Genomic DNA, 24,202 nt, shown 5'->3' on the forward strand with positions numbered 1-24,202 from the left:
GAGGCCGCTCCTGATGAGATCCGTCCCGATGATGGCCCCCGCGCCCAGACCAAACCGTTAAGCCGAAGCTCAACACGCGATCGTCGCGAGATGTCCTAATTCGCCGTAGGAGAGCAGCAGCCTGTCGCGAGTCATCAGCCGCGCGCCGAGATCGCGGGCGGTCGCCGCGATGATGCGATCGGCGGGATCGGACGGAGGATCGCCGGGGAGGTAGGACGACGCGATCAGCACGTTGGCGGACAGCGGCGCCAACTCGACCCCCGGCGAGGAAACAAATCTGGAAAACCAACGCTCGGGCGTAAGAGACAGGATCAGCCGGCCACGAGCGGCCAGCAGTCCGATCTCCCACGCCGTCATCGCCGACACCATGACGGGAACGCCGTCGTCAAGCGCCGCATCGAGCTCAGCGCGCGCTGTCTTGGCGATGGCGGCGTCCTCCGCGATCCAGATGACCGCGCAGGTGTCGAGCAGGATGGGCTGGCTCACTGCGCGGCTTGGCCCCAGTCGGCGTCAGCGGGCGTGGCGACGTCGACGCCGGCGGCGACCGTCGTTGTTCCCTTCAGGCAGCCGAAAAGCGGATGCGGCCGACCGGCCGCCGGAGAGGGCGGGGTGGGCGCATCGCTGATCTGCCGCCGGAAAACGAGCTTTTCGCCCGCCATGTCCACCTGCTCGGAGCGAAACCCCGCGGCGGTCCAAACCTTCGTCATGACATTGTTCGACGGATTGTTGCTCCACCAAGCGCGGGCGCTTTTGGCCACCGCCGGCAGAGAAAAGCCGATGATCTGCTCGATGTCCGAGAATGTCATCGGCACATGGGACGCCGGCTGCATCCGGAGAAACGAGCCAAGGGGATCATACTTCGACATCGCGCCCTCCACCAAAGAACACACGATATAAACACTGTGTAAGTTCAGTGTCAAACACAAGGCTTTGCCAGCGCCGCATGGGCGTCGTATGGCTGCGGCCATGGCGCTCTCATCCGAAGAAGTCGAACGCTACGCCCGGCACATCGTCCTGCGGGAGATCGGGGGGCCGGGCCAGCAGCGGCTTGCGAAGGCCCGCGTGCTCGTCGTCGGGGCCGGAGGGCTCGGCTCGCCGCTCGCGCTCTACCTCGCGGCCGCGGGCGTCGGGACGATCGGCATCGTGGACGACGACGTCGTCTCGCTCTCCAACCTGCAGCGCCAGGTGCTGCACGCGACGGACGACGTCGGCGTCAAGAAGACCGCCTCGGCGGTCTCGGCGCTCGCGAGGGTCAACCCGCATGTGGCGGTGGAGGCCCACGACACGCGGCTCGACGCCTCGAACGCCATGGACCTGATCTCGTCCTACGACATCGTGGCCGACGGCTCGGATTCCTTCGCGACCCGCTATCTCGTCGCCGACGCCTGCGTGCTGGCCAGGCGCCCGCTCGTCACCGCCTCGCTCGGAACCTTCGACGCGACGCTGACCACCATCCGCGCGCACGAAGCCCGCCCCGACGGGACGCCCAACCCGACCTGGCGCTGCCTCTTCCCGGAGCCGCCGCCGCCCGGGACCGTGCCGTCCTGCGCTGAGGCAGGCGTCCTCGGCGCGCTCGCCGGCATGATGGGTTCGATGATGGCGATCGAGGTCGTGCGCGAGATCGTCGGCTTCGGGCAGGGTCTGGTCGGCCGCCTGCTCGTGGTCGACGCGCTCGACATGCGCTTCGAGACGCTGACCTATGAGTGGGACCCGGAGAACCCGGTCACGGGAGCCGCGCCGACCATCACCGACCTATCGGCGCACGCGAAGTCCTAAGCGGCCAGCCGTCGCAGTCAGCGCGACACGGTCTCGGGGGTCGGAGAAGCGGCCGGCTCCTCGAACTGCGCGGACGCCGTCTTGGGAAGCTTCTGCGCGATGCCGTAGAGCCGCTCGCGCCTGTCCATCTCGGCGTAGACGTCCTCCGGCCTCACGTCGGAGGCCGACCACAGAACGACGAGATTGTAGATCAGGTCGGCGCTTTCGCGGATCAGCGCCTCGCGCGCGCCGGTCACCGCCTCGATCGCGACCTCGGCGGCCTCTTCGGCCACCTTCTTCGCCATCTTGTTGACGCCCTCGCGCCTCAACCGGGCCGTCCGCGACAGAGCGGGCCGCTCCTCGGCGGCCTCGCACACGGCGCGATAAAGACGATCGATCGAATCAACCATCGGGTGAGACTAGCCCTGCGATCTGTCCGGTTCATGACAGTCGGATTTACGAATCAACAACATAAGCGGACGGCGGCGTCCGCGGCATACGCAGTCCACCGTATACCAACAGAATTTAAAGGTATTTCGTTCCCTTGTCCGCAATTCGCCCGCGCGCCAACGCCGCGGACGCGGCGATGACGCTGCGCGATCAAGGCGCTATAGTGATCGCTTCCCGCGGGCCCCAGCCCCCGACCCCTTCGCGGACCATTCATGCCGATCGTCGACATCGCCGTTCTCCTGGGCCTCGTGGTCCTGAACGGTTTCTTCGCGCTGTCGGAGCTCGCGATCGTCTCGGCCCGCAGACCCCGCCTCAAGATGATGGCGGACGCGGGCGACCCTGGCGCGGCCCGCGCCATCAAGCTCGCCGACGATCCGTCGAGCTTCCTGTCCTCGGTCCAGATCGGCATCACGCTCATCGCGATCCTGACCGGCGTCGTCGGCGAATCCTCGCTCGCCGATCCCTTCGCCGAATTCCTGCGCGAGACCACGAGCCTCGGCGGCTACGCCGGCCCGGTGGCGAGCGCGGTCGTGGTGTTCGGCATCGGCTACATGTCGCTGATCCTCGGCGAGCTCGTGCCCAAGCGCGTGGCGCTCTCGAACCCCGAGCCGATCGCCGCATTCGTGTCCGGCCCCTTGCGCATCGTGGCGCTGATCGGCACCCCGATGGTGATCGTGCTGAACGCCTCGACCGCCGTGATGCTCCGGCTCCTCGGCGTGAAGGAGCAGGACGGCTCCAACGTCACGGAAGAAGAGGTGCGCTCGGTCATCGCCGAGGGCGTCGCCGCCGGATCGATCGAGCCGGTGGAGAAGCGCATGATCGAGGGCGTGCTGGGCCTCGCGGACCGGCCGGTGCGCTCCATCATGACGCCGCGCCGCGAGGTGTTCTGGATCGACACCTCCGACGATCTCGAAACGATCAAGACGGAGCTCGCCGAAAGCCCGTTCTCGCGCATCGTCGTCGGCAAGAACGGCTCGGTCGACGATCCGGTCGGCATCCTGCACAAGAAGGACGTGCTGGCGAAGCTGCTCGCGGGCCAGGACTTCGAGCTCGCCAGCCAGGTCAAGGACCCGCTCTACGTGCCCGAAGGCGCCTCGGCGCTGTCGCTGCTCGAGCTGTTCAAGTCGCAGCCGTCATCGACCGCCTTCGTGGTCGACGAGTTCGGCGGGTTCGAGGGCATCGTCACCTCGCACGACGTGCTGGGCGCGATCGCCGGCGTCCTTCCCGAGGAGCACGAGACCGCCGAGGACCAGGACATCCGCCGCCGCGAGGACGGCTCCTACATGGTGGACGGCCGCGCCGCGCTCGACACCGTCACCGAGGCCTTCGCGTTCAACATCCCGCAGTCCGCGCAGGGCGAATTCCACACCGCAGCCGGCCTCGTGATCGCCTCGCTCGGCCGCATCCCGAACGAGGGCGACACGCTCGACGTCGGCGGCTGGATCGTCGAGGTGATCGACATGGACGGCCCGCGCGTCGACAAGCTGATGTTCCGCCAGCGCGGAACCGAGGCGACCGCGCCGAAGGCCGACGCGGACGCCTGATCAGGGCGATGGGCGACGGTTCGGGGACGCCGTTCGAGAAAGGCTCGGCCTCGCCGCCCCCTGCCCCTCCCCGCACGGGAGAGGGGGTCGGATCGGCGGCTCCCACCGACGATGGCGATCTCGCCGCGGCCTTGGCGCGCCTGACCTCCCACGCGCTCGGCCATGCGGCGCGCGGCCCCGACGCCCCCGCCTTCTCGCGCGCCGAAACGCTCGACCTCGGCCCCGCCCTTCCCGACCGAGGCCGCCCGCTCGGCGAAGCGCTCGACGCGCTGCTCGCAGGCGCCCTGCCCTATGGCATGGACACCGGCCACCGGCGCTTCTTCGCCTTCATCCCGGCGCCGGCCTCGCCGGTCTCCTGGCTCGGCGAGCTTGCGGCGCAGATCCACAATCCGCATCTCGGCTCGGCGCTGCAGAGCGAGGGCGCGACCGCGATCGAGCGCGGACTGATCCGGCTGCTCTGCGACGCGGCGGGCTTTCCGGACGCCTCCGGCGGCCTGTTCGTCTCGGGCGGCTCCATGGCGAACCTCACCGCGCTCGTCGCCGCGCGCGACAGCCGGCTCACGGACGAAGAGCGCGGCCGCGCCGTGGCCTACGTCACCTCCGAAACCCATTCGTCGGTCGCGAAGTCGCTTCGGATAGCCGGCTTTCTATCGCGGCAGATTCGGGTCGTTCCGACCGACGCCGGGCGGCGCCTCGACGTCGCGGCTCTTGCCGGGGCCGTCGCGGACGACCGCGCCGCCGGCCAAAAACCCTTCGCGGTGGTCGCAAGCGCCGGCACGACCAACACCGGGGCGATCGATCCCCTTGCGGAGATCGCAGCTCTCTGCGCGCGCGAGGCGCTCTGGATGCATGTCGACGGCGCCTTCGGGGCCTCGGCGCTGTTGTCGCCCGCCCATCGCGGACTGCTGGCCGGGATCGAGCGCGCCGACAGCATCGCCTGGGACGCGCACAAATGGCTGTTCCAGACCTATGGCTGCGGCATGACGCTGGTGCGGGACGCGGCCGTGCTCGCGCCGAGTTTCGCGCTCGCCTCCGACTATCTGCGCGACGGCGCGGCCGAAGGGGCCGAGCCGAATTATTGGGACCTCGGCCCCGAGCTCACCCGCCCGGCGCGCGCGGTTCGCCTGTGGCTCACATTTCAGGCGATGGGGCGGGAGGGGCTCGGCGCCGCGATCGCGCACGGCTTCGCGCTGGCGGAGACGGCCGAGCGGCTGGTTCGGGCCATGGACGGCTGGCGCTTGGTTTCGCCCGCCCAGATGGCGATCACCGCCTTCCGTTACGCGCCCGAGGGGCTTGCGCCTGAAGCCGCCGACGCGGTGAACGCTTCCGCGGCGCGGCGGCTGATGGACGAAGGGTTCGCGGTCGTCGGCACCACGCGGCTCGACGGCCGGCTGACGATCCGCATGTGCACGATCAACCCCGCGACGAGCGAGGATGATCTCAAGGCGACGCTGGAGAGGCTCGACGGAGTGGCGCAGGAGATCGCGGCGTCCGGCTAAACAGCCGCTTGCGGCGCGGCGGCCTCGCCATAGTTTGGCGCCATGGACTATCCCGCGCTGTCGCCCGAACTGCGTGAGAAGCTGAGACGCCTGGCGTTCAGAGTGCGCGGGCGCGGCTACGCGACTGTCGCGGAGCTCAACTGGGTGCTTGGACCCCTTCAGCCGACGTCAGACGTTCTGGGAGACGCCCTCGCCTATCTCGGCACCGAGCACAGCGTCACCATCGAGGACGACGGCGGAATCTTCGTGGCGAAGCGATAGGGACGCCGACGACGCTACGCAGTTGCGCTGGATATGCCCGCCCCGTGTCCGACCTTGAGCCGGGACACAGAACCGATGCGTCTCGTGCTGAAGCTGAGCGCTTTTCGGATCCTCCCCTGCGCAGCGGGGGAGGGGGACCGCCGAAGGCGGTGGAGGGGGCCGGCGCTGCGGCTTCTCGCTGGTGAACGTCTGCGCCGCGCCTCCTCAACCATCGCGTTCGCGATGGTCCCCCTCCTCCGCTTTGCGGAGGAGGATCAAGAAGGCGTCAGCGTCTCGATTACGCGACGACCGCGCGGAATTCCTTGAGCTGGTCGACCTTCTCGCGGGCGCGGCGCTTGGACTCTTCGCCCTCGGCGTCGGCCAGATCCTCTTCGGCGTCCTTGATCGCGGCGTCGAGCTTGGCGACGTCGAACTCGGACATCGGCATCGCCTCGTCGGCGAGGATGGTCAGGCCCTTCGGGTTGACGTCGGCGAAGCCGCCCTTGACGAACAGGCGCTCGGGCTCGCCGCCCTCGGCCTTGAACACCTGGACGACGCCCGGGCGCAGCACCGAGAGCAGCGGCGCGTGATGGGCCAGCACGCCGAATTCGCCCTCGACGCCCGGCACGACCACGTGCTGGACCTCTTCGGAGATCAGCAGCTTTTCAGGCGACACGAGCTCGAACTGGAAGCTGTCCATCGTCTCTTCGTTTCCTAAACCGTTACCGGCGCCGGTCGGCCACGAAGCCGATCCCGAAGCCGAGAAGCGCGCCGACCGCCGCGAAGATCGCGACATGCTGGGTCTGGCCGGTGGTGAGCGAACCGCCGCTCGCCCCCGCCGCCTGGTCGCCCTGCACCTCGACCTTGAGGCCGAGCACATTGACCTCCGCGGCCTGCGGCCGGGTCAGCCAGCCGGCGAGGCCGCCGACCACGAGCCCGATGACGAGGAGAAGGATCTTCGCGTTCATCGGACCTCACGCCATGCCATTTCGGGCGGACCGCGACGGCTCGCGGCCCGCGTGACCAGTCAAGAAGCTCAGGCGCCTTCGGCGAGCTTCTTGCCCTTCTCGATCGCCTCTTCGATGGTGCCGACCATGTAGAAGGCGGCCTCCGGAAGCGCGTCGTGCTTGCCTTCCACCAGCTCCTTGAAGCCCTTGATGGTGTCGGCGAGGTCGACGAACTTGCCCGGCGAGCCGGTGAAGATTTCGGCGACGTGGAACGGCTGGCTGAGGAAGCGCTCGACCTTGCGGGCGCGCGACACCGTCAGCTTGTCCTCTTCGGAAAGCTCGTCCATGCCCAGGATCGCGATGATGTCCTGCAGCGACTTGTAGCGCTGCAGCGTCTCCTGCACGCGGCGGGCGGTCGCGTAGTGCTCCTCGCCGATGATCGCGGCGGAGAGAATGCGCGAGGTCGAGTCGAGCGGGTCGACCGCCGGGTAGATGCCCTTTTCCGCGATCGAGCGGTTGAGCACGGTCGTGGCGTCAAGATGGGCGAAGGAGGCGGCCGGGGCCGGGTCGGTCAGGTCGTCGGCCGGCACGTAGATCGCCTGCACGGACGTGATCGAGCCTTTGTTGGTGGTGGTGATGCGCTCCTGCAGCGCGCCCATGTCGGTCGCGAGCGTCGGCTGATAGCCCACCGCCGACGGGATGCGGCCGAGCAGCGCCGACACTTCCGAACCCGCCTGGGTGAAGCGGAAGATGTTGTCGACGAAGAACAGCACGTCCTGGCCCTTGTCGCGGAAGTGCTCGGCGATGGTGAGGCCGGTCAGCGCAACGCGGGCGCGGGCCCCGGGGGGCTCGTTCATCTGGCCGAACACGAGGGCGCATTTGGAGCCTTCGCCGCCGCCCTTCTGGTTGACGCCGGACTCGATGAACTCGTGATAGAGGTCGTTGCCCTCGCGGGTGCGCTCGCCGACGCCGGCGAACACCGAATAGCCGCCATGGGCCTTCGCGACGTTGTTGATGAGCTCCTGGATGAGCACCGTCTTGCCGACGCCCGCGCCGCCGAACAGGCCGACCTTGCCGCCCTTGGCGTAAGGCGCGAGCAGGTCGACGACCTTGATGCCGGTGACGAGGATCTCGGTCTCGGTGGCCTGCTCGGCGTAGGACGGGGCCGGGGCGTGGATCGGGCGCTTGCCCTCGCCCTGGACCGGCTGACCTTCGTCGATCGGCTCGCCGATGACGTTCAGGATGCGCCCGAGCGTGGCGTCGCCGACCGGAACCAGGATCGGTTCGCCGGTGTCGGAGACCTGCTGGCCGCGGGTGAGGCCTTCGGTGGAGTCCATCGCGATCGCGCGGACCGTCGACTCGCCGAGGTGCTGGGCGACTTCCAGCACCAGGCGCGAGTTGTTGTTGTTGGTCTCGAGCGCGTTCAGGATCTCGGGCAGATGGCCGTCGAACTGGACGTCGACGACGGCGCCGATGACCTGGGTGATGCGGCCGACATGTGCGGTCATTGGGTTGGTCCTCGTCGGAATGACGTCAGAGCGCCTCGGCGCCGGAGATGATCTCGATCAGCTCCTTGGTGATCTGCGCCTGGCGGGTTCGGTTATATTCGAGCGAAAGCCGCTTGATCATGTCGCCGGCGTTGCGGGTCGCGTTGTCCATCGCGGACATGCGCGCGCCCTGCTCCGAAGCGGCGTTCTCGAGCAGCGCCTTGAGGATCTGGATCGCGACGTTGCGCGGCAGCAGCTCCTCCAGGATCTCCTCTTCGGACGGCTCGTATTCGTAGACCGCGCCCTTCAGGAGGTCCGTGGTCTCGTCCTCTTCGGGAAGCTCCGCCGGGACGATCTGCTGGGCGGTCGGGATCTGGCTGACCACCGACTTGAACTTCGAATAGAACAGCGTCGCGACGTCGAACTTGTCCTCTTCGAACATCGAGAGGACGCGCTCGCCGATCATCGTGGCGGTGTCGAAGCCGACGCTCTTCACCTCGCGCAGCGAGATGACGTCGTCGATCTTGCCCGGGAACTGGCGCTTCAGGATGTCCGCGCCCTTGCGGCCGACGCACAGGAACTCGACCTGCTTGCCTTCCGCCAGAAGCCGGCGGGCGTGATCGCGCGCCAGACGCGAGATCGAGGAGTTGAAGCCGCCGCAGAGGCCGCGGTCGGCGGTGACGACGACGAGCAGGTGGCGCTTGTCGTCGCCCGTGCCGGCCATCAGCCTCGGCGCGAGCGGCGAGCCCTTCATGCCGGCCGCGAGGTTCGAGAGCACCCGCTCCATGCGCTCGGCGTAGGGACGCGCGGCCGCGGCCGCGGTCTCGGCGCGGCGCAGCTTCGCCGCGGCCACCATCTGCATGGCCTTGGTGATCTTCTGCGTCGCCTTGACCGAGGCGATACGGTTCCTGAGGTCCTTTAGGCTCGCCATGCGCGCGCTCGAACTCCGCTTGAGTGGCTAAAGGCTCAGTCGAACGACTTCGAGAAGGTGTCGAGAACCGACTTCACCTTCGCGATGGTCTCGTCCTTGAGCGCCTTGTCCTTGCGGATGGTCTCAAGCAGATCCTTCTCGCTCGAGTTCAGGTGCTCGAGGAGCTCGGCCTCGTACTTGCGGACCTTGTTGACGGGCAGCTTGTCCAGGTAGCCGTTGGTGCCGGCGTAGATCACCACGACCTGCTCCTCGACGCGCAGCGGCGAGAAGGCCGGCTGCTTAAGGAGCTCGGTGAGGCGCGCGCCGCGGTTCAGCAGGCGCTGGGTCGAGGCGTCGAGGTCGGAGCCGAACTGGGCGAAGGCCGCCATCTCGCGGTACTGCGCGAGCTCGCCCTTAATCTTGCCGGCCACCTGCTTCATGGCCTTGATCTGGGCCGAGGAGCCGACGCGCGACACCGAGAGGCCGACGTTCACCGCCGGACGGACGCCCTGGTAGAACAGGTCGGATTCGAGGAAGATCTGGCCGTCGGTGATCGAGATCACGTTGGTCGGGATGTAGGCCGACACGTCGTTGGCCTGCGTCTCGATGACCGGAAGCGCGGTCAGCGAACCGGCGCCCTGCTCGTCGTTGAGCTTGGCGGCGCGCTCCAGCAGACGCGAGTGGAGATAGAACACGTCGCCCGGATAGGCCTCGCGGCCGGGCGGACGGCGCAGCAGCAGCGACATCTGGCGATAGGCCACCGCCTGCTTGGACAGGTCGTCATAGACCATCAGCGCGTGCATGCCGTTGTCGCGGAAGTACTCGCCCATGGCGCAGCCGGAGAAGGGCGCCAGGAACTGCATCGGGGCGGGGTCGGACGCCGTCGCCGCGATGATGATCGAATATTCGAGCGCGCCGTTCTCTTCCAGCACCTTCACGAACTGCGCGACGGTGGAGCGCTTCTGGCCGACCGCGACGTAGACGCAATAGAGCTTGGCGCTCTCGTCGTCGCCCGCGTTGATCGACTTCTGGTTGAGGATGGTGTCGAGCGCGATCGTGGTCTTGCCGGTCTGGCGGTCGCCGATGATCAGCTCGCGCTGGCCGCGGCCGATCGGGATCAGCGCGTCGATCGACTTGATGCCCGTCTGCATCGGCTCGTGGACGGACTTGCGCGGGATGATGCCCGGCGCCTTCACGTCGACGCGGCGACGCTCGGTCGCCTCGATCGGGCCCTTGCCGTCGATCGGGTTGCCGAGCGCGTCGACCACGCGGCCGAGAAGGCCGCGGCCGACGGGAACGTCCACGATCGAGCCGGTGCGCTTGACGGTGTCGCCTTCCGACACGCCGCGGTCGGAGCCGAACACCACGACGCCGACATTGTCGGTCTCGAGGTTGAGCGCCATCCCGCGGATGCCGTCCTTGAACTCGACCATCTCGCCGTACTGGACGTTGTCGAGGCCGTAGACGCGCGCGATGCCGTCGCCGATCGACAGCACCTGACCGACCTCGGAGACCTCAGCCTCCTGGCCGAAGTTCTTGATCTGATCCTTGAGGATCGAGGTGATCTCGGCGGCGCGAATGTCCATCAGCCGACCTCTTTCATAGCGAGTTTGATCGAATTGAGCTTGGTCTTGAGCGAGGCGTCGACCATGCGGCTGCCGAGCCGCACGATGAGCCCGCCGAGAATCTTGGGATCGACCTTCACGTCGAAGTCGACCGTCTTGCCGGTGATCTCCTTCAGCGCGGACGCAAGTTCGTCGCGACGCTGGGAGGAGAGCTCTTCGGCGACCGTCACTTCGGCGGTGGTCGCGCCGCGGTCGGCGGCGGCGAGCGCGCGGAAGCCGCGGATCATGCTCTCGAGCGCGAAGAGGCGGCGGTTGGAGGCCACCAGCTTCACGAAATTGGCGGTGAGGCCCGAGACGCCGAGCTTGTCCAGCACCGCGCCCATGGCGCGGGCCTGCTCCTCGGCGGAGAACACCGGGCTCTTGATGAGGCGGCGCAGATCCTCGCTCTCGGCGAGGGCCGCCGTCACGACGTCGAGATCTTTGGAGACCGCGTCGAGCGCGCTCTGTTCCTTGGCCAGATCGAAAAGCGCGGACGCGTAGCGACCCGCCATTCCGGACACGATGGTGTCTTTACCTGCCACCCGAGCGTCTCTCGCTGGTTGGAGCCTGGGGCTGAAACCGGAGCGACAGCTCCGAACCTCCCGAACCCGTTGATTTTGGAAGCGGCGCGCGCCCCCGCCGCGGGGTTCTCCCCGCAAGCGCAGCGGTCACTATCATGCTGAGAAGCGGCGCGCAACATCATGGCGTAGCTGTGACGAAGACCGAAAAGCTTGAAATTAATCAATGCGTTGCGTGATCGCGCCCCCGGCCTTTCGGCTTCCTCGGACGAAGGGCCATGGCGATCGGGCGATGCGACCCGTGCGCGCGGGGGGCCTGGGGCGGCGCGCGGTCCCGCCGCCGCCGTTCCGGCGTTCGGTAAGTAGTAACACGAGGTTGGGCCTGAAACGACGCAATCCGATTGCCCGGACTCCGGAAATCGCAGAGCCTACCGCGGGTTGAATCGAGAGTTTTCGGGGAAAAGCGAATGTTTGGTCGGATTCGCGAGGTCGCGGTCGCGGCGGCGATCTTCTGCGCGGCCGCGCCCTGCGCGGCGCAGGCCCAGGCCCAGGCCCAGGCCCAGGCCGTGGACCTGCTGGCTCCGATCGCGCCCCATCAGGCGATCGCCGACGCCCGGCCCGTCCCGGGCGCGACGCGCGAGGCGCTCGTCTCGCTCGACCCCAACGCGCTGAGCTCGGGCAAGCCGGTGCGCATCAGGCTCTTCCCCGGCGCCGAGGCGACCTTCGCGCCATCCGGAACGGAGCCTGCGGTCGGCGGCGGGACGGTGTGGACGGGCACGTCGGGAGCAGACGCCGCGACCCTCGTGCTCGCCGACGGCGGCGTGGTCGGGGTGGTGCGGCTCGGAACCAAGACGTTCAGGATCGAGCAGGTGAAGGGCGCGGCCCACAAGGTCGCGGAGATCTCCGGCGCCAAGCTTCCGCCCGAGGGGCCGCTCACGCCCGCGCCGGGCGGCGTCGGGGCGAAGCCCGCCAAGAAGTCCGGAATCGAGCCTCAGGCCAAGGGCGACGTGAAGATCACGCTGCTGATGGCCTACACCGACCGGGCCGCGGCCGCCTCGAGCAACATCGTCTCGGATATCAACCTCGCGGTCAGCCTCGCCAACGAGGCCTACAAGGCGGGCGGCGTCGGCATCAAGCTGAAGCTCGTCGGGACCACGCGGGTCAGCGGCTACGACGAGCTGACCGGCGGCTTCGCGCAAGTGCTCTACGACGTCACCAACGACACGGCGCCGTTCCAGCCCGTCAATCAGCTGCGCAACCAGCTGAAGGCGGATCTCGTCGCGGTGATCCAGGAGGGGACGCAATATTGCGGCATCGCCTGGTACATCGACGAGCCTAGCGCCTCGACGGCGGGTTACGGCTACTCCACCACCGCCCGCGGCTGCATCACCGGCTACACCGTGACCCACGAGCTCGGCCACAATATGGGCCTGCGGCACGACCGCTACGTTTCGGAGCCGGCGCCGGACACCGAATACAACTTCGGTTACTCCAACCTCGCCAAGCAGAAGCGCAGCATCATGGCCTACTCGAACGAGTGCACGGATGCGGGCCTCTACTGCGAGCGTGTCAACTCCTTCTCGGATCCCGACAAGAAGGTCGCGGGCAAGAAGTTCGGGATCAAGCAGGGCAAGCCCGGCGCCGCCGACAACGCCCGCCGCCTGAACGAGACCCGGAAGGGTATCGCGGCCTATCGCTGAACCGCCCGGCTCGCCGTTTCCCGCTGAGGGCCGTCGTTCCCGACTCGAGCAGGGCACCGGCGCCTCACCCACTTGTGAAGTCGGCGCGGCCGGCGGGCCGTCGCCGCGCGCGCCGGCGGGCTGCGTCAGCGGCGGCTTTGGCCGTCTTTCGGGGCTTCGCCCAAGACGACGATCGATTACAGCGCGCGTTCGGAGCGCCGCGTCGGAACGGTCCCCCGGCGGCCAGGCAGGCGATCGCGAACCGCGAGCCCGCTCGCCCCATCAGAAAAAGCCTGCGCGGCGCGCTTCGTTAACCCTAACGGTTAAGCACTCTCGCGCGCTTGTCATTCCGCAAAAGCCCAAGCGTGCTAACGACTTCCGGCGACTTTGGCGCCAGCGCCGATCCGGGAGATGTTAACGATGTCGATCCTGTCGTCTCGCGGCGCCCGCCGCCTGACCCTGGCGGCGCTCGCCGCGCTTTGGGCCCCGGCCGCCTTCGGCGCCGACCTGTTCGCGACGCCGAAAGAGGCCGATTTCGCCGCCGCGGCCGCCGCCCGTCCCAAATCCACGGTCGTTCCGGCGGGCGTGTCGCGCATCCGCGCCGTCGCGGTCAACGCCGACGCGGTCGCCGAAGGCAAGGTCGCGAGCACGCTGACCATCGGCCTGTTCCCGGGCGTGTCGGCCGACTTCAAGGTGTCGGACGTCGAGCCGGCCGCGAACGGCGGTTCGGTGATCAACGCAAAGGTCGGCAAGGACGGCGACGAGGGCGACGCGACGCTCGTCGTCTCGAAGGGCAAGGTCACGGGCCGCGTCCGCTACAAGGGCCGGATCTACGCGATCCGCCCGCTCGGCGGCGTCCTCCACTCGGTCTCGGAAGCCGACCGCTCCAAGACCCCGTCCGCCGGGCCCGAGATCGTCGCGCCGCTCTCGGGCGGCGTGTCGCTCGACAAGGCGAAGAAGGGCAAGAAGTCCAAGAAGGACGTGCCCTACGACTGGACCGTCGCCAAGGTCGACGTGATGTTCGTCTACACCGCCAAGGCGGCGGCGGCTTCCGCCGACATCGGCGCCGAGATCGACCTCGCGGTCGCGATCACCAACGAGGCCTACCGGGCGAGCGGCGTGCGCATGACCATGCGCCTCGTCAAGACGACGCAGGCCGGCGATTACGACGAGGACGCGCGCGAGGACTACAACGCCCCGCTCTACGACATCACCGGCAACGGCGCGGACTCCGCCTCCTTCGCCGACGCCCGGCGGGTGCGCGACGAGGTCGGCGCCGACTTCGTGGTGCTGCTGCGCGAGGGCGGCGGCTATTGCGGCGTCGCCTGGGTCATCACCCAGGCCGAAGGCGCCGGCGACTGGACCTTCGCCCAGGTCTCGCGCGGCGCCTGCGTCGACGCCGACACGGTCGCCCACGAGGTCGGGCACAATATGGGCCTGCGCCACGACCGCTACGTCACCAAGGACGAGAACGGCGCCGAGTTCCCGAGCTGGCAGTACAATTTCGGCTATGTCAGCCTGCCGGCCCGCGCCATGGACCTGATGGCCTACGAGAACCAGTGCTGGGACGCCGGCGTCGCCTGCGAGTACAAGCGGGTGTTCTCCTCGCCCAGGCTCTGGGTGAACGGCCGCAAGTTCGGCGTTCCGGCCGGCCGCCCGGGCGCGGCCGACGCCGCGCGGTGGCTCGACGAGATCCGCTGGATCGCACAGGACGTGCGCCCGCGCGGCGGCACGCTCGGCGCCAAGAAGAAGCTCAAAAAGACCTCGAAGACGGCGTCCGCTTCGGCGGCGGACGAATAAGCTCGGCCCGCTCTCCGGTCTCAGCCGTCGCGCCTGAGAGGCGCGGCGGCCTCAGACGAAGCTCTGCGGGTCGACGTCCACGGCGACCCGCGCCCCGTTGCGGGGCGGCGGCGCGGCCGCCATCCAGTCGCGCATGAAGGCCGAGAGGTCGATCCCGCGCGGCGCCTGCGCCAGCAGGCGCATCCGGTGCCGGCCCCGCACCATGGCGAGCGGGGCTTCGGCCGGCCCCAGCACCCTCACCTCATCGGTCTTCGGCGCGGCGCGCGCGAGCGCCCGGGCGTGGCCCTCGGCGCCCTCACGGGTCGGCGCGGAGACGATGACCGCCGCGAGCCGGCCGAAGGGCGGCATCAGCGCGGCCTCGCGCGCCGCGGTCTCGACGGCGTAAAACCCTTCCCGGTCGTTCGACACCAGCGCGCGGATCGCCGGGTGGTCGGGCGCGAAGCTCTGCAGCAGCGCCCTGCCCGGCCGTTCGGCGCGGCCGGCGCGGCCCGTCACCTGCTGGAGCGTCTGGAACGTCCGCTCGGCCGCGCGCGGATCGGCGGCCCCGAGCGCGAAGTCGGAATCGACCGCCCCGACCAGCGTGAGCTTCGGAAAATGGTGGCCCTTGGTCGCCATCTGCGTGCCGATCACGATGTCGACCTCGCCCCGCTCGATGGCGTCGAGCTCGGCCGCGAGCTTTTCGCCGCCGCCCATCAGGTCGCTCGACAGGATCGAGACGCGCGCCTGCGGAAACCGCGCCGCCGCCTCGTCGCGGATGCGCTCCACTCCGGGGCCGAGCGCCACCAGCGCGTCCTCGGCCGCGCAGGCCGGGCAGTTTCTCGGCGTCGGGCCCGAATGGCCGCAATGATGGCAGACGAGGCAGCCGCGGAACCGGTGCTCGACGAGCCAGGCGGCGCAGTTCGGGCATTTCATGCGATGCCCGCAGCGCCGGCAGAGCGTCAGCGGCGCATAGCCCCGGCGATTGAGGAACAGCAGCGTCTGCTCGCCTGCGGCGAAGGTCTCGGCCATCGCCGAAACCAGCCGCGGCGCGAGCCATTGCCCCCGCTCCGGCCCGGCCTTGCGCATGTCGATCGCGGCGATCTCGGGAAGCGCCCTCCCCGAGAAGCGCGCTGGCAAGACGAGACGGGCGTAGCGGCCACGCTCGGCGTTGAGACGGGTCTCGAGCGAGGGCGTGGCGGATGCAAGGATGACGGCCGCGCGCTCGATCCGGCCGCGCACCACCGCCATGTCGCGGGCGTTGTAGGAGACGCCGTCCTCCTGCTTGTAGGCGCCGTCGTGCTCCTCGTCGACGACGATGACGCCGAGATCCTTGAAGGGCAGGAACAGCCCCGAGCGCGCCGCCACCACGGCCTTGACCGAGCCGTCGGCGACGCCGCGGCGCACCGCCTCGCGGCCTTTCTCGCCGACGCTCGCGTGCCAGACCGCGGGCCGCGCGCCGAAGCGCTTGGCGAAACGGTCGAGGAACGGGACGGTGAGCGCGATCTCGGGCGCGAGCACCAGCGCCTGGCGGCCGCGCCTCAGCGCCTCCGCCACCGCCTCGCAATAGACCTCGGTCTTGCCCGAGCCGGTGACGCCGTCGAGCAGCACCGCCCGGAACTGGCCGTCCGCCACCGCCCGGCGCAGCGCCTCGGCGGCGTGGGCCTGATGGGGCGACAGCGCCGGCCCCGGCCGGAACGGATCGGGCGCGGCCGGCCGCGGGGGCGGCGGCAAAGGCGCAAGCTCGAGCGCGCCGTCCGCCACCAGCCCGTCGATCACCGAGGACGAGACGCCCGCGGCCTCGGCGAGGCGGGGTTTTGCGAAGACCTCCCCGCCGCCTGCGGCGGCGAGCGCCTTTTCGCGCGCCGCCGTCGGGCGGGACGGCGCGGAGCCGGTGGCGCGCACGCCCATCTTCGGCTCGCGCGGCCCGTCTTCGGCCGCAAGGCCCCGGAGCGCCATGCGCAGCACCTGGCCCTTCGGGGCGAGCGTGTAGTCCGCCACCCAGTCGATGAAGCGGCGCATGGCCTCGGGCAGCGGCGCGACCTCGACCCGTCCCTTGAGCGCCTTCAGCCGGATGTCGGCGGAAACTTCGGACGCGCCGTCCCACACGACCCCGACCTCGGAGCGGTTTCCGAGCGGCGCGACCACGACGTCGCCGGGCTGAAGCTCGAGGCCGTCCGGCACCGCATAGGAGAGCGCCCGGTCGAGCCCGACCGGCAGCAGCACTTCGACGGACCGTGGGGCGGAGCTTGGAATCGGATCGGCCTTTCGCGCAGGCGAGAGCGCAGGGTGATCGGCGCATCGATGTGCGGGCGTCAAGCCGCCGCGAGACGGCGCCGCCCGCGCGGTGCTACTTGGCGACCGCCTGCCCGATTGCGCATCCCGCGGAGACGCCTCCATGAAAAGCCGACTCGCGTCGCTCAGGACCCTGATCGGGATCTGCCTGTTCTTCGGCCTCGTGGGCCTCGGCTTCATGTCCTGGATCTCGACATGGGCGCGCGACGGCGCGAATTTCGTCACGCCGCTGCTGCCCGGAGCCCGCTTCAAGCCAGAGATTTTGCCGCTGCTCGGCCAACTCGGCGGCGGCGCGATGGGGCTTGGCCTCGCGCTCCTGATCATCGAGCGCATCGGCGCGGCCCGCGAGAAGCGCATCGCCGCCATGCCCGAGGCCGAACGTCCCAGGCCGCCGCAGCAGACGCCGCTTCAAATGGGCGTCTCGGTCGGCCTCGCGCTGCTGATCGGCGGCGTCGGGTTCCTCGGCTACAAATGGTGGGCCTATGTCACCAACACGAAGAGCCCCTATGACGAGATCGGCATCGAGCTGAACTCGCGGGCGCCCGGCCCCGTCAACGAGTGGGGCTGCGCGCAGCTCAAGCTGCGTTTCGAGCGCATGATCCCGCCCTATGGCTGCGCCCGGCCCGAAGGCGGCTGGAAATAGGCTCAAACGAGCCGCTTTCGCCTTGCGGCCGCCGGGTCGCTGCGCCACTTGGTGGCGCGAGACCCCATCGAAAGTTTCACACGAGGCCCTTTCGCCATGAAGTTTTTCGTCGACACCGCCGACGTCAAGGAAATCCGGGAGCTCGCCGCGCTCGGCGTCCTCGACGGCGTCACCACCAATCCCTCGCTGGTGCTGAAGGCCAACCGGCCCTTCAAGGAGATCATCAAGGAGATCTGCGAGGTGGTCGAAGGCCCGGTCTCGGCCGAGGTCGCGGCGACCGACTACGAAGGCATGATGAAGCAGGCCGAAATCCTGCGGAAGATCGCCGACAACGTCACGGTCAAGGTGCCGCTCACCTGGGACGGGCTGAAGGCCTGCAAGGCGCTGACCGACGACGGCACGATGGTCAACGTCACGCTCTGCTTCTCGGCCCCTCAGGCGCTGCTCGCCGCCAAGGCCGGCGCGACCTTCGTGTCGCCCTTCATCGGCCGCCTCGACGACGCCGGGGTCGACGGCATGGAGCTCATCCAGGACATCCGCACGATCTACGATAACTATCCGGACTTCGCGACCGAGATCCTGGCGGCCTCGATCCGCACCGTGAACCACGTCAAGGACGCCGCGAAGGCCGGCGCCGACGTCTCGACCGTGCCGCCCGCGACGCTCAAGGGCCTGGTGAAGCACCCGCTGACCGACAAGGGCCTCGAGCAGTTCGTCGCCGACTGGGCCAAGACCGGCCAGACCATCGAGTGATTTTGGGGCCGCGCTCCGCGCGACTTTGTTTGAGCACGGCCCTCTCCACCGCGCCATACCCGCGCCTTCGCGGGGGTATGCACGACTTCGGCGTAGCGCTCGACGATCCCAGTAAGTCGTGGATGCCCGGCCGCCGCCGGTCATCACGGCGGTGGGTTGACGACGGGCCGCCCCCTCACGCCGGAACGTAGGTCAGCCGGATAGCCTCTCCGCCGACGCGCTCATGCGCGACGAGGCGCAGCCTCGGCCGCGGGCCGGCGAAGTAGGGCTTTCCGCTCCCCAGCACGACGGGGTGGACGTAGAGCCGGTACTCGTCCACGAGGCCGAGATCGGCGAGGCTCGCGGCGAGCTCCGGCCCGGACACCTCGATCACCCCGTCGATCCTGGCCTTCAGCGCCCGCGCCGCAGCCTCGAGGTCGCCCTCGAGCAGCGTCGCGTTCGGGCCGACCGAGGCGAGCGACCTCGACACGACCCATTTCGGCTGCGCCCGCCAGGCCGCCGCGTACTTCCGCTCCGCCTCGCCCCATTCGGCGCGCTCCTCGTCCCAGTAGCGCATCACCTCGTACATGCGCCGGCCATAGAGGCTGCCCGCAACGCTCCCGACGTCCTCGATGAAGTGGCGAAACAGCTCGGCATCGGGCGCAAACGCGTCGTGGTCCACATAGCCGTCGAGCGACTGGTTCAAAGCATAGACAAGTTTCGCCATGCGGGCCGTTCCCCTTGAGAGTCGAGAGGCTACGCGCAAGCGGGCCTGCTCGCCACGGGTCGGCTCGACTGCGGCCGCGAGCGCAAGAGCGGTTTCTTCAGTGCAGCGGCGCGCGTCCGAAGACCACTTCGATTTCCGCCGCGACGTCGCGCGGGCGATCGTCTTGGGAACTCTTGGTCCCGACCGGCGTTTGTCCGCGGGCGGCACAGGAGAACAGAGACGATGCGGGTCAGCTCTATTGCGCTTGCGGTCGCGCTCGGCGTTTCGGCGCCGGCGATGGCCATCGCTCAGGAAGGAACCGTGACGGGCGCCGCCGGCGGCGCCGTGACGGGAGCCGTGGTGGGAGGTCCGATCGGGGCCGCGGTCGGCGGCGTCGCCGGCGCGGTGATCGGCACGGCGGTGGCTCCGCCGAAGGAAGTCCGCACCTATGTGGTGCAGGAGCAGCGGCCCTCGATCCGCTACGAGGGCGACCTCGCGGTCGGCTCGGACGTGCCGGAAGGCGTCGAGGTCTACGCGGTTCCCGACAGCGACTACAGCTACACGATCGTCAACGAGAAGCGCTACATCGTGAGCCCCAAGCGCAAGGTCGTCGAAGTCGTTCAGTAACGCTGACGGATCTTCAAACGATTGGAAAAACCCCTTGCTTGCGCGAGGGGTTTTTTGTTGAGGAACCGCTGCAGGCGTCAGTACGGCACGAAGGTGACGGACATGGCGCCGCCGTTGATATTGCAGAAATTGTTGGCGTCGTCGTCGAATTTTCGCCAGTCGCGGATCGCGACGACACGGTGGGCGACTTCCGTCGCTTTTTTGATCTCGTAAGTCTTGACCAGAGTGACGGGCGTCGAAGACGTCCGGTTGAGGACCATCCCTGGCGGCGGCTCGTTTGCGAACAGCGAGAGATGAAATCTCTCGCCGACCGAGGCGCTGCCCGGCTCGTTGACCGAAAACGTGGTCGCTCCGGTCGTCAGGGCGAGATGAGCGTAATACTCGTAGTCGATGAACGTTTCTGCGAGTGGCGACGAGCTTAGAACTCCGCGCATGTCGCAGAAGACGCTTCCCTGCCACGTCACCGTGGCGACCCCCTTGCCGGGATATTTCACCGATTTCGCAGGGAGGAGCGTCGTGGCGTCTCCGGATGCGGTGACATTGGCGCAAATGTAGAGATCCGCCGCCGAGCCGCACGGCTTCAACGCCTTGATGAAGGGTTTCGCCTGCCCCGCCTTGTCGGCGGCCGCTTCCGAGCCTCGGATTTCAACCACGGCTGCTTCGTCCGGGGCGGCGTGGCTTTGACTGACGAGACATAAGAGCCCGACGGCGACGGCGACGATGCGGCAGGTCATGTCTCGAGATCTCCGCGGCGCCGGTCATCGGCCCATTTCGGTCCGAGAGTTCCACCTCAAGATGTCATCCGCCACCAGATTCATTCGCTTAACGGGCATTCTGCTGCGTCCGCCGGGCGACCGCCGGTGACGCCCGGTTAAGCGCCGGGGCGTTAGGATCGGCTCCATGACCGCAGGCCTCGCCGACGCTCTCCTTCCCGCAGCGGACGACGTCCGCGCGGCTTACGCCGACTGGCTGCAGCGGCTCGGCGCCGAGCGCAGGCTCTCGCCGAACACCGTCGAGGCCTATGGCCGCGACGTGCGCATTCTGCTCGGCTTCCTCACCAATCATCTCGGCGCGCCGCCCTCGCTCGCCGACGTCACGAGCCTCGCGCCGCGCGACGTGCGCGCCTTCATGGCGGCGCGGCGCGCGAACGACATCTCGAGCCGCTCGCTGATGCGCGGGCTCGCGGCCGCCCGCTCCTTCGCGCGCCATCTTGCGCGCACGGGACGCGGCGAGGTCTCGGCCTTTTCCGCCGTGCGCAGCCCCAAGATCGCGCGCAGCCTGCCCAAGCCCCTGCCGGTCGCCGCCGCCTGCCGCATCGTCGACGCCGACGAGCGCGCCGGCGAGGAGCGCCCGCAATGGGTGCTGGCGCGCGACGCCGCGGTGCTGTCGCTGCTCTATGGTTGCGGGCTTCGCATCTCCGAGGCGCTGTCGCTCACCCGCGCCAAGGCCCCGACCACGGGCGTCGACCGCATCGAGGTGACGGGCAAGGGCGGCAAGCGCCGGCAGCTTCCGGTGATCGCGACCGTGCAGGCGGCGGTGGCGGACTATCTCGCGCAATGCCCGCTGCATCTGCCGCCGAACGGTCCGCTGTTCGTCGGCGTGAAGGGCGGCCCGCTCAACGCGCGCATCGTGCAGGCGGCGGTCGCGCGGATGCGCGGCGGGCTCGGCCTGCCCGACAGCGCGACGCCGCATGCGCTGCGGCACTCCTTCGCCACCCATCTCCTGGGCCGAGGGGGCGATCTGAGGACCATCCAGGAGCTGCTCGGCCACGCCAGCCTCTCCACGACCCAGATCTACACCGAGGTCGACGCCGCCCGCCTCACCGCGATCCACGCCACCTTCCACCCCCGCGCGCGGGCGGGCGGCTGACGCCGGCGCCCAATCGCGCGGCGCCCGACGCTGCGCGGCGCGGCGCATCGGCGGACTTTCGACGCGTTTTTGAGGGCTTTGGCGTCGCGGGCATCTGGACCGCGGCTTGCTTCACGGTATTGAGAGTCTGCGCGCTGCGGACGGGAGAGACCGGGCATGCCCCTGAAGGCTGATCTTGGCGGCGAACGCCATGTGTTCGACGATCTGAAGCAGGCGCTGGCCTGCGCCTCGCCGCGCCGCTCGGGCGACGAGCTCGCGGGGCTTGCGGCCGAGACCGACGCCCGCCGCGTCGCCGCCCGCTACGCGCTCGCGGACCTGCCGCTCAAGCATTTCCTCGACGAGGCCGTGATCCCCTACGAGGACGACGAGGTCACCCGCCTCATCGTCGACACCCACGACGCGGAGGCCTTCGCGCCGGTCTCCCACCTCACCGTCGGGGGCTTCCGGGACTGGCTGCTGAGCCACGAGGCGGACTCCGCGGCGCTCGCCGCGCTCGCCCCAGGGCTGACGCCCGAGATGGTGGCGGCCGTCTCGAAGCTCATGCGCAACCAGGACCTCATCGCGGTCGCGCGCAAATGCCGGGTCGTCACCGCCTTCCGCACCACGCTCGGCCTCGAGGGGCGGCTCGCGACGCGCCTCCAGCCCAACCACCCGACCGACGATCCGCGCGGCGTCGCGGTCTCGGTGCTGGACGGCCTGCTCTACGGCGTCGGCGACGCCGTGATCGGCATCAACCCGGCGACCGACAACGTGCCGAACGCCATCGCGCTGATGCGGATGCTCGACGAACTCCGCCTGCACTACGACATCCCGGCGCAGACCTGCGTGCTGACCCATGTCACCAACGCCATCGAGATCATGCAGCGCGGCGCGCCGGTCGATCTCGTGTTCCAGTCGGTGGCGGGCTCGGAAGGCGCCAATCGCTCGTTCGGCGTCGACCTTGGCGTCCTCAAGGAGGCGCATCAGGCCGGTCTTGCGCTCAAGCGCGGCACGGTCGGCCAGAACGTCATGTATTTCGAGACCGGCCAGGGCTCCGCGCTTTCGGCCGACGCCCATCACGGCGTCGATCAGCAGACCATGGAGGTCCGCGCCTATGCGGTGGCGCGCGCCTACGATCCGCTCATCGTCAACACGGTCGTGGGCTTCATCGGTCCGGAATATCTCTATGACGGCAAGCAGATCGTGCGCGCCGGCCTCGAGGACCACTTCTGCGGCAAGCTGCTCGGCCTGCCGATGGGCTGCGACGTCTGCTACACCAACCACGCCGAGGCCGACCAGGACGACATGGACAACCTGATGACCCTCCTGACGGTCGCAGGCTGCACCTTCCTGATCGCGGTGCCGGGCTCCGACGACATCATGCTCAACTATCAGAGCCTGTCGTTCCACGACGTGCTGCACCTGCGCTCGACGCTCGGCGTGCGCCCCGCGCCGGAGTTCGAGGCGTGGCTCGCGCGGATGGACATGACGACGCCGGACGGCCGCATCCGCGAGCTCGGCCTCAAGGATCCGCGGGTCTCGCGGCTGCTCGACCATCCGAGCCTGGTGGCCTGACGCCGATGGACGATCTCCCCAACTCCCGCCCGACCGATCCTCGTCCCCAGGATCCCTGGAAAGCGCTGCGCGCGGCGACCGCGGCCCGCGTCGGGCTCGGGCGCAGCGGCGACGCGATGCCGCTTTCGGCCGTGCTCGAGTTTCAGCAGGCCCACGCCATGGCGCGCGACGCGGTGCACGCGCCGCTCGACATCGACGCGCTGGAGGCCGCGCTGAAGCCGCTCGAGTGCCTCCGCGTCACGAGCGAGGCCGCCGGCCGCGCCGAATATCTGCGCCGCCCGGATCTCGGCCGGAAACTCGACCGCGAGAGCGCCTCCGCGCTCGACGCCGCCGAAACCGGCGCCGACGTCGCCTTCGTGATCGCCGACGGCCTGTCGGCGACCGCGGTCCAGATGCACGCCGCGAACCTCGTCCACGCCTGCATGGAGCGGATCTCGGGCCTGAAAGTCGCGCCCGTGGTTCTGGCGAGCCAGGCACGCGTCGCGCTCGGCGACGACGTCGGCGAGCGGCTGGGGGCGAAGCTGGTGGCGGTGCTGATCGGCGAGCGGCCGGGGCTTTCGGTCGCCGAGAGCCTCGGCGTCTATCTCACCTTCGGCCCGAAGCGCGGGCGGCGCGACCACGAGCGCAACTGCATCTCGAACGTCCACGGCAAGGGCGGCCTCACCTATGCGCAGGCCGCCGACAAGCTGGCGTGGCTCGCGACCTCGGCGCTGAGGCTCGGCCTGACAGGCGTGAAGCTCAAGGACGACGTCGACGCGCTCGCCGCCCCGCCCAAAGAGGCGCTGCCGGGCGGCGGATAAAACTCAAATCAGCGCCGCCGTCATGCCCGGCGGCGGCCGGGCGTCCGCGACTTTCCGGGATCGTGGAGCGCGACGCCGAAGTCGTGGATACCCGGGCAAAGCTCGGGCATGACGGCTGCGGTTCCGGCGCCTCTCACGACGCCGGGATGGTCGAGGTTTCGGCGCCTCCAAACACGCTCCACGGCTAGGGTTCAGCCGCCCCTAACGACGCTCTCACTCGTCCTCGCGGCCGACGCCCCAGCGGTCGAGGCCGTAGAAGCCGCCATAGAGCGCGAAGGGACGGCGCAGGGCCGGCTCGTCGTCACGGAAATAGACCCGTTCCTCGACGCGGCGCGGCGGGTTCGACATCACGAAGGAGCGCGACATCGGCATGCCGTCGCCGTCTGTCACGCGCAGCTTCTGCCCGGCGCGCTTCTCGACGATCACGCCGCGCGGCGGCAGCGCGCGCTCGACCGTGACCTCGCCGGTCGCGTAATGCGCCTGGCCGAGCCGGCGCGGCGCGTCGGCCGCGAAGGCCGCAGCCGGAAGAAGGGTCATCAGAACGACGAGCGGAATGCGCATGCGTGG

The 24,202-nt window shown here is 69.2% G+C and carries 25 protein-coding genes; 12 read left to right on the forward strand and 13 right to left on the reverse strand.

Annotation, left to right across the window (positions count from 1 at the left end; genetic code table 11):
* Positions 1–69: 69 nt before the first annotated feature.
* Positions 70–486 carry a type II toxin-antitoxin system VapC family toxin gene (locus ACFOWB_RS23780; RefSeq protein WP_261404792.1) on the reverse strand — a complete coding sequence of 139 codons (417 nt, stop codon included), beginning with the start codon at positions 484–486 and terminating at the stop codon, positions 70–72.
* Positions 483–968 (reverse strand): DUF7662 domain-containing protein, encoded by a 486-nt coding sequence (locus tag ACFOWB_RS23785; protein ID WP_261404793.1) that lies wholly within the window; start codon positions 966–968, stop codon positions 483–485. Before ACFOWB_RS23785 ends, ACFOWB_RS23780 begins: the two co-directional genes overlap by 4 nt.
* Between ACFOWB_RS23785 and ACFOWB_RS23790 the strand changes: the two genes are divergently transcribed.
* Entirely contained in the window at positions 967–1,776 is an 810-nt protein-coding gene (locus ACFOWB_RS23790; protein ID WP_261404794.1) for a HesA/MoeB/ThiF family protein, read from the forward strand. The two genes, ACFOWB_RS23785 and ACFOWB_RS23790, sit on opposite strands and share 2 nt — an antisense overlap.
* Before the next feature lie 17 nt (positions 1,777–1,793).
* On the opposite strand, the gene hisE is transcribed toward ACFOWB_RS23790, so the two are convergent.
* A complete protein-coding gene (gene hisE, locus ACFOWB_RS23795; protein ID WP_261404795.1) occupies positions 1,794–2,165 on the reverse strand; it encodes a phosphoribosyl-ATP diphosphatase in 372 nt (123 codons plus the stop codon).
* 252 nt (positions 2,166–2,417) lie between these two features.
* Between hisE and ACFOWB_RS23800 the strand changes: the two genes are divergently transcribed.
* Genes ACFOWB_RS23800 through ACFOWB_RS23810 form a run of 3 tightly spaced genes read left to right on the forward strand, consistent with a single transcriptional unit; the run spans position 2,418 to position 5,509 of the window.
* Entirely contained in the window at positions 2,418–3,749 is a 1,332-nt protein-coding gene (locus ACFOWB_RS23800; protein WP_261404796.1) for a hemolysin family protein, read from the forward strand.
* Positions 3,750–3,757: 8 nt separating this feature from the next.
* Entirely contained in the window at positions 3,758–5,248 is a 1,491-nt protein-coding gene (locus ACFOWB_RS23805) for a pyridoxal phosphate-dependent decarboxylase family protein (RefSeq protein ID WP_378149769.1), read from the forward strand.
* Positions 5,249–5,290: 42 nt separating this feature from the next.
* On the forward strand, positions 5,291–5,509 hold the full coding sequence (locus ACFOWB_RS23810) for a hypothetical protein (RefSeq protein ID WP_261404798.1): 219 nt from the start codon (positions 5,291–5,293) through the stop codon (positions 5,507–5,509).
* Between the two features lie 277 nt (positions 5,510–5,786).
* On the opposite strand, the gene ACFOWB_RS23815 is transcribed toward ACFOWB_RS23810, so the two are convergent.
* The 6 genes from ACFOWB_RS23815 to ACFOWB_RS23840 all read right to left on the reverse strand — a co-directional run bounded on the left by ACFOWB_RS23815 (position 5,787) and on the right by ACFOWB_RS23840 (position 10,948).
* Positions 5,787–6,188, reverse strand: a complete 402-nt coding sequence (locus tag ACFOWB_RS23815) for a F0F1 ATP synthase subunit epsilon (protein WP_261404799.1) — start codon at positions 6,186–6,188, stop codon at positions 5,787–5,789.
* 22 nt (positions 6,189–6,210) lie between these two features.
* Positions 6,211–6,456 (reverse strand): hypothetical protein, encoded by a 246-nt coding sequence (locus ACFOWB_RS23820; protein ID WP_261404800.1) that lies wholly within the window; start codon positions 6,454–6,456, stop codon positions 6,211–6,213.
* A 68-nt stretch (positions 6,457–6,524) separates the two neighbouring features.
* A complete protein-coding gene (gene atpD, locus ACFOWB_RS23825; protein ID WP_261404801.1) occupies positions 6,525–7,943 on the reverse strand; it encodes a F0F1 ATP synthase subunit beta in 1,419 nt (472 codons plus the stop codon).
* A 25-nt stretch (positions 7,944–7,968) separates the two neighbouring features.
* Positions 7,969–8,853, reverse strand: a complete 885-nt coding sequence (locus ACFOWB_RS23830; protein ID WP_378149772.1) for a F0F1 ATP synthase subunit gamma — start codon at positions 8,851–8,853, stop codon at positions 7,969–7,971.
* A gap of 35 nt (positions 8,854–8,888) precedes the next feature.
* Positions 8,889–10,418: a F0F1 ATP synthase subunit alpha gene (gene atpA / locus ACFOWB_RS23835; RefSeq protein ID WP_261404802.1), complete on the reverse strand. Its 1,530-nt coding sequence runs from the start codon at positions 10,416–10,418 to the stop codon at positions 8,889–8,891.
* Positions 10,418–10,948 carry a F0F1 ATP synthase subunit delta gene (locus tag ACFOWB_RS23840; protein ID WP_261404803.1) on the reverse strand — a complete coding sequence of 177 codons (531 nt, stop codon included), beginning with the start codon at positions 10,946–10,948 and terminating at the stop codon, positions 10,418–10,420. Before ACFOWB_RS23840 ends, atpA begins: the two co-directional genes overlap by 1 nt.
* 473 nt (positions 10,949–11,421) lie before the next feature.
* Here ACFOWB_RS23840 and ACFOWB_RS23845 point away from each other — a divergent pair, with 473 nt between their 5' ends.
* Complete coding sequence (locus tag ACFOWB_RS23845; RefSeq protein ID WP_378149775.1) at positions 11,422–12,654, forward strand: M12 family metallo-peptidase; 1,233 nt, start codon at positions 11,422–11,424, stop codon at positions 12,652–12,654.
* A 399-nt stretch (positions 12,655–13,053) separates the two neighbouring features.
* Complete coding sequence (locus ACFOWB_RS23850; protein ID WP_261404805.1) at positions 13,054–14,433, forward strand: zinc-dependent metalloprotease family protein; 1,380 nt, start codon at positions 13,054–13,056, stop codon at positions 14,431–14,433.
* 51 nt (positions 14,434–14,484) lie between these two features.
* Here ACFOWB_RS23850 and ACFOWB_RS23855 read toward each other — a convergent pair whose 3' ends face one another.
* Entirely contained in the window at positions 14,485–16,665 is a 2,181-nt protein-coding gene (locus ACFOWB_RS23855) for a primosomal protein N' (protein WP_378149850.1), read from the reverse strand.
* Positions 16,666–16,807: 142 nt separating this feature from the next.
* Between ACFOWB_RS23855 and ACFOWB_RS23860 the strand changes: the two genes are divergently transcribed.
* Positions 16,808–17,347, forward strand: coding sequence for a hypothetical protein (locus tag ACFOWB_RS23860; protein WP_261404806.1), 540 nt, complete (start codon positions 16,808–16,810; stop codon positions 17,345–17,347).
* Between the two features lie 96 nt (positions 17,348–17,443).
* Positions 17,444–18,100, forward strand: a complete 657-nt coding sequence (fsa, locus tag ACFOWB_RS23865) for a fructose-6-phosphate aldolase (protein WP_261404807.1) — start codon at positions 17,444–17,446, stop codon at positions 18,098–18,100.
* Between the two features lie 175 nt (positions 18,101–18,275).
* Here fsa and ACFOWB_RS23870 read toward each other — a convergent pair whose 3' ends face one another.
* Positions 18,276–18,806, reverse strand: coding sequence for a dihydrofolate reductase family protein (locus tag ACFOWB_RS23870; protein ID WP_261404808.1), 531 nt, complete (start codon positions 18,804–18,806; stop codon positions 18,276–18,278).
* A 222-nt stretch (positions 18,807–19,028) separates the two neighbouring features.
* Here ACFOWB_RS23870 and ACFOWB_RS23875 point away from each other — a divergent pair, with 222 nt between their 5' ends.
* Positions 19,029–19,412, forward strand: coding sequence for a DUF1236 domain-containing protein (locus ACFOWB_RS23875; protein WP_261404809.1), 384 nt, complete (start codon positions 19,029–19,031; stop codon positions 19,410–19,412).
* 77 nt (positions 19,413–19,489) lie between these two features.
* Here the strand turns inward: ACFOWB_RS23875 and ACFOWB_RS23880 are convergent, their stop codons facing one another.
* Positions 19,490–20,146 carry a hypothetical protein gene (locus ACFOWB_RS23880; protein WP_261404810.1) on the reverse strand — a complete coding sequence of 219 codons (657 nt, stop codon included), beginning with the start codon at positions 20,144–20,146 and terminating at the stop codon, positions 19,490–19,492.
* 166 nt (positions 20,147–20,312) lie between these two features.
* On the opposite strand from ACFOWB_RS23880, the gene ACFOWB_RS23885 reads away from it, so the two are divergent.
* The 3 genes from ACFOWB_RS23885 to eutC all read left to right on the forward strand — a co-directional run bounded on the left by ACFOWB_RS23885 (position 20,313) and on the right by eutC (position 23,635).
* Entirely contained in the window at positions 20,313–21,281 is a 969-nt protein-coding gene (locus ACFOWB_RS23885; protein WP_261404811.1) for a tyrosine recombinase XerC, read from the forward strand.
* Positions 21,282–21,437: 156 nt separating this feature from the next.
* A complete protein-coding gene (locus ACFOWB_RS23890; protein ID WP_261404812.1) occupies positions 21,438–22,835 on the forward strand; it encodes an ethanolamine ammonia-lyase subunit EutB in 1,398 nt (465 codons plus the stop codon).
* Between the two features lie 5 nt (positions 22,836–22,840).
* Positions 22,841–23,635, forward strand: coding sequence for an ethanolamine ammonia-lyase subunit EutC (gene eutC, locus ACFOWB_RS23895; RefSeq protein ID WP_261404813.1), 795 nt, complete (start codon positions 22,841–22,843; stop codon positions 23,633–23,635).
* Positions 23,636–23,848: 213 nt separating this feature from the next.
* Here the strand turns inward: eutC and ACFOWB_RS23900 are convergent, their stop codons facing one another.
* Complete coding sequence (locus ACFOWB_RS23900; protein ID WP_261404814.1) at positions 23,849–24,196, reverse strand: hypothetical protein; 348 nt, start codon at positions 24,194–24,196, stop codon at positions 23,849–23,851.
* Between the last annotated feature and the right edge of the window lie 6 nt (positions 24,197–24,202).

The sequence above is a fragment of the Chenggangzhangella methanolivorans genome (genome assembly GCF_042648545.1).
Lineage (GTDB): Bacteria > Pseudomonadota > Alphaproteobacteria > Rhizobiales > Methylopilaceae > Methylopila > Methylopila methanolivorans.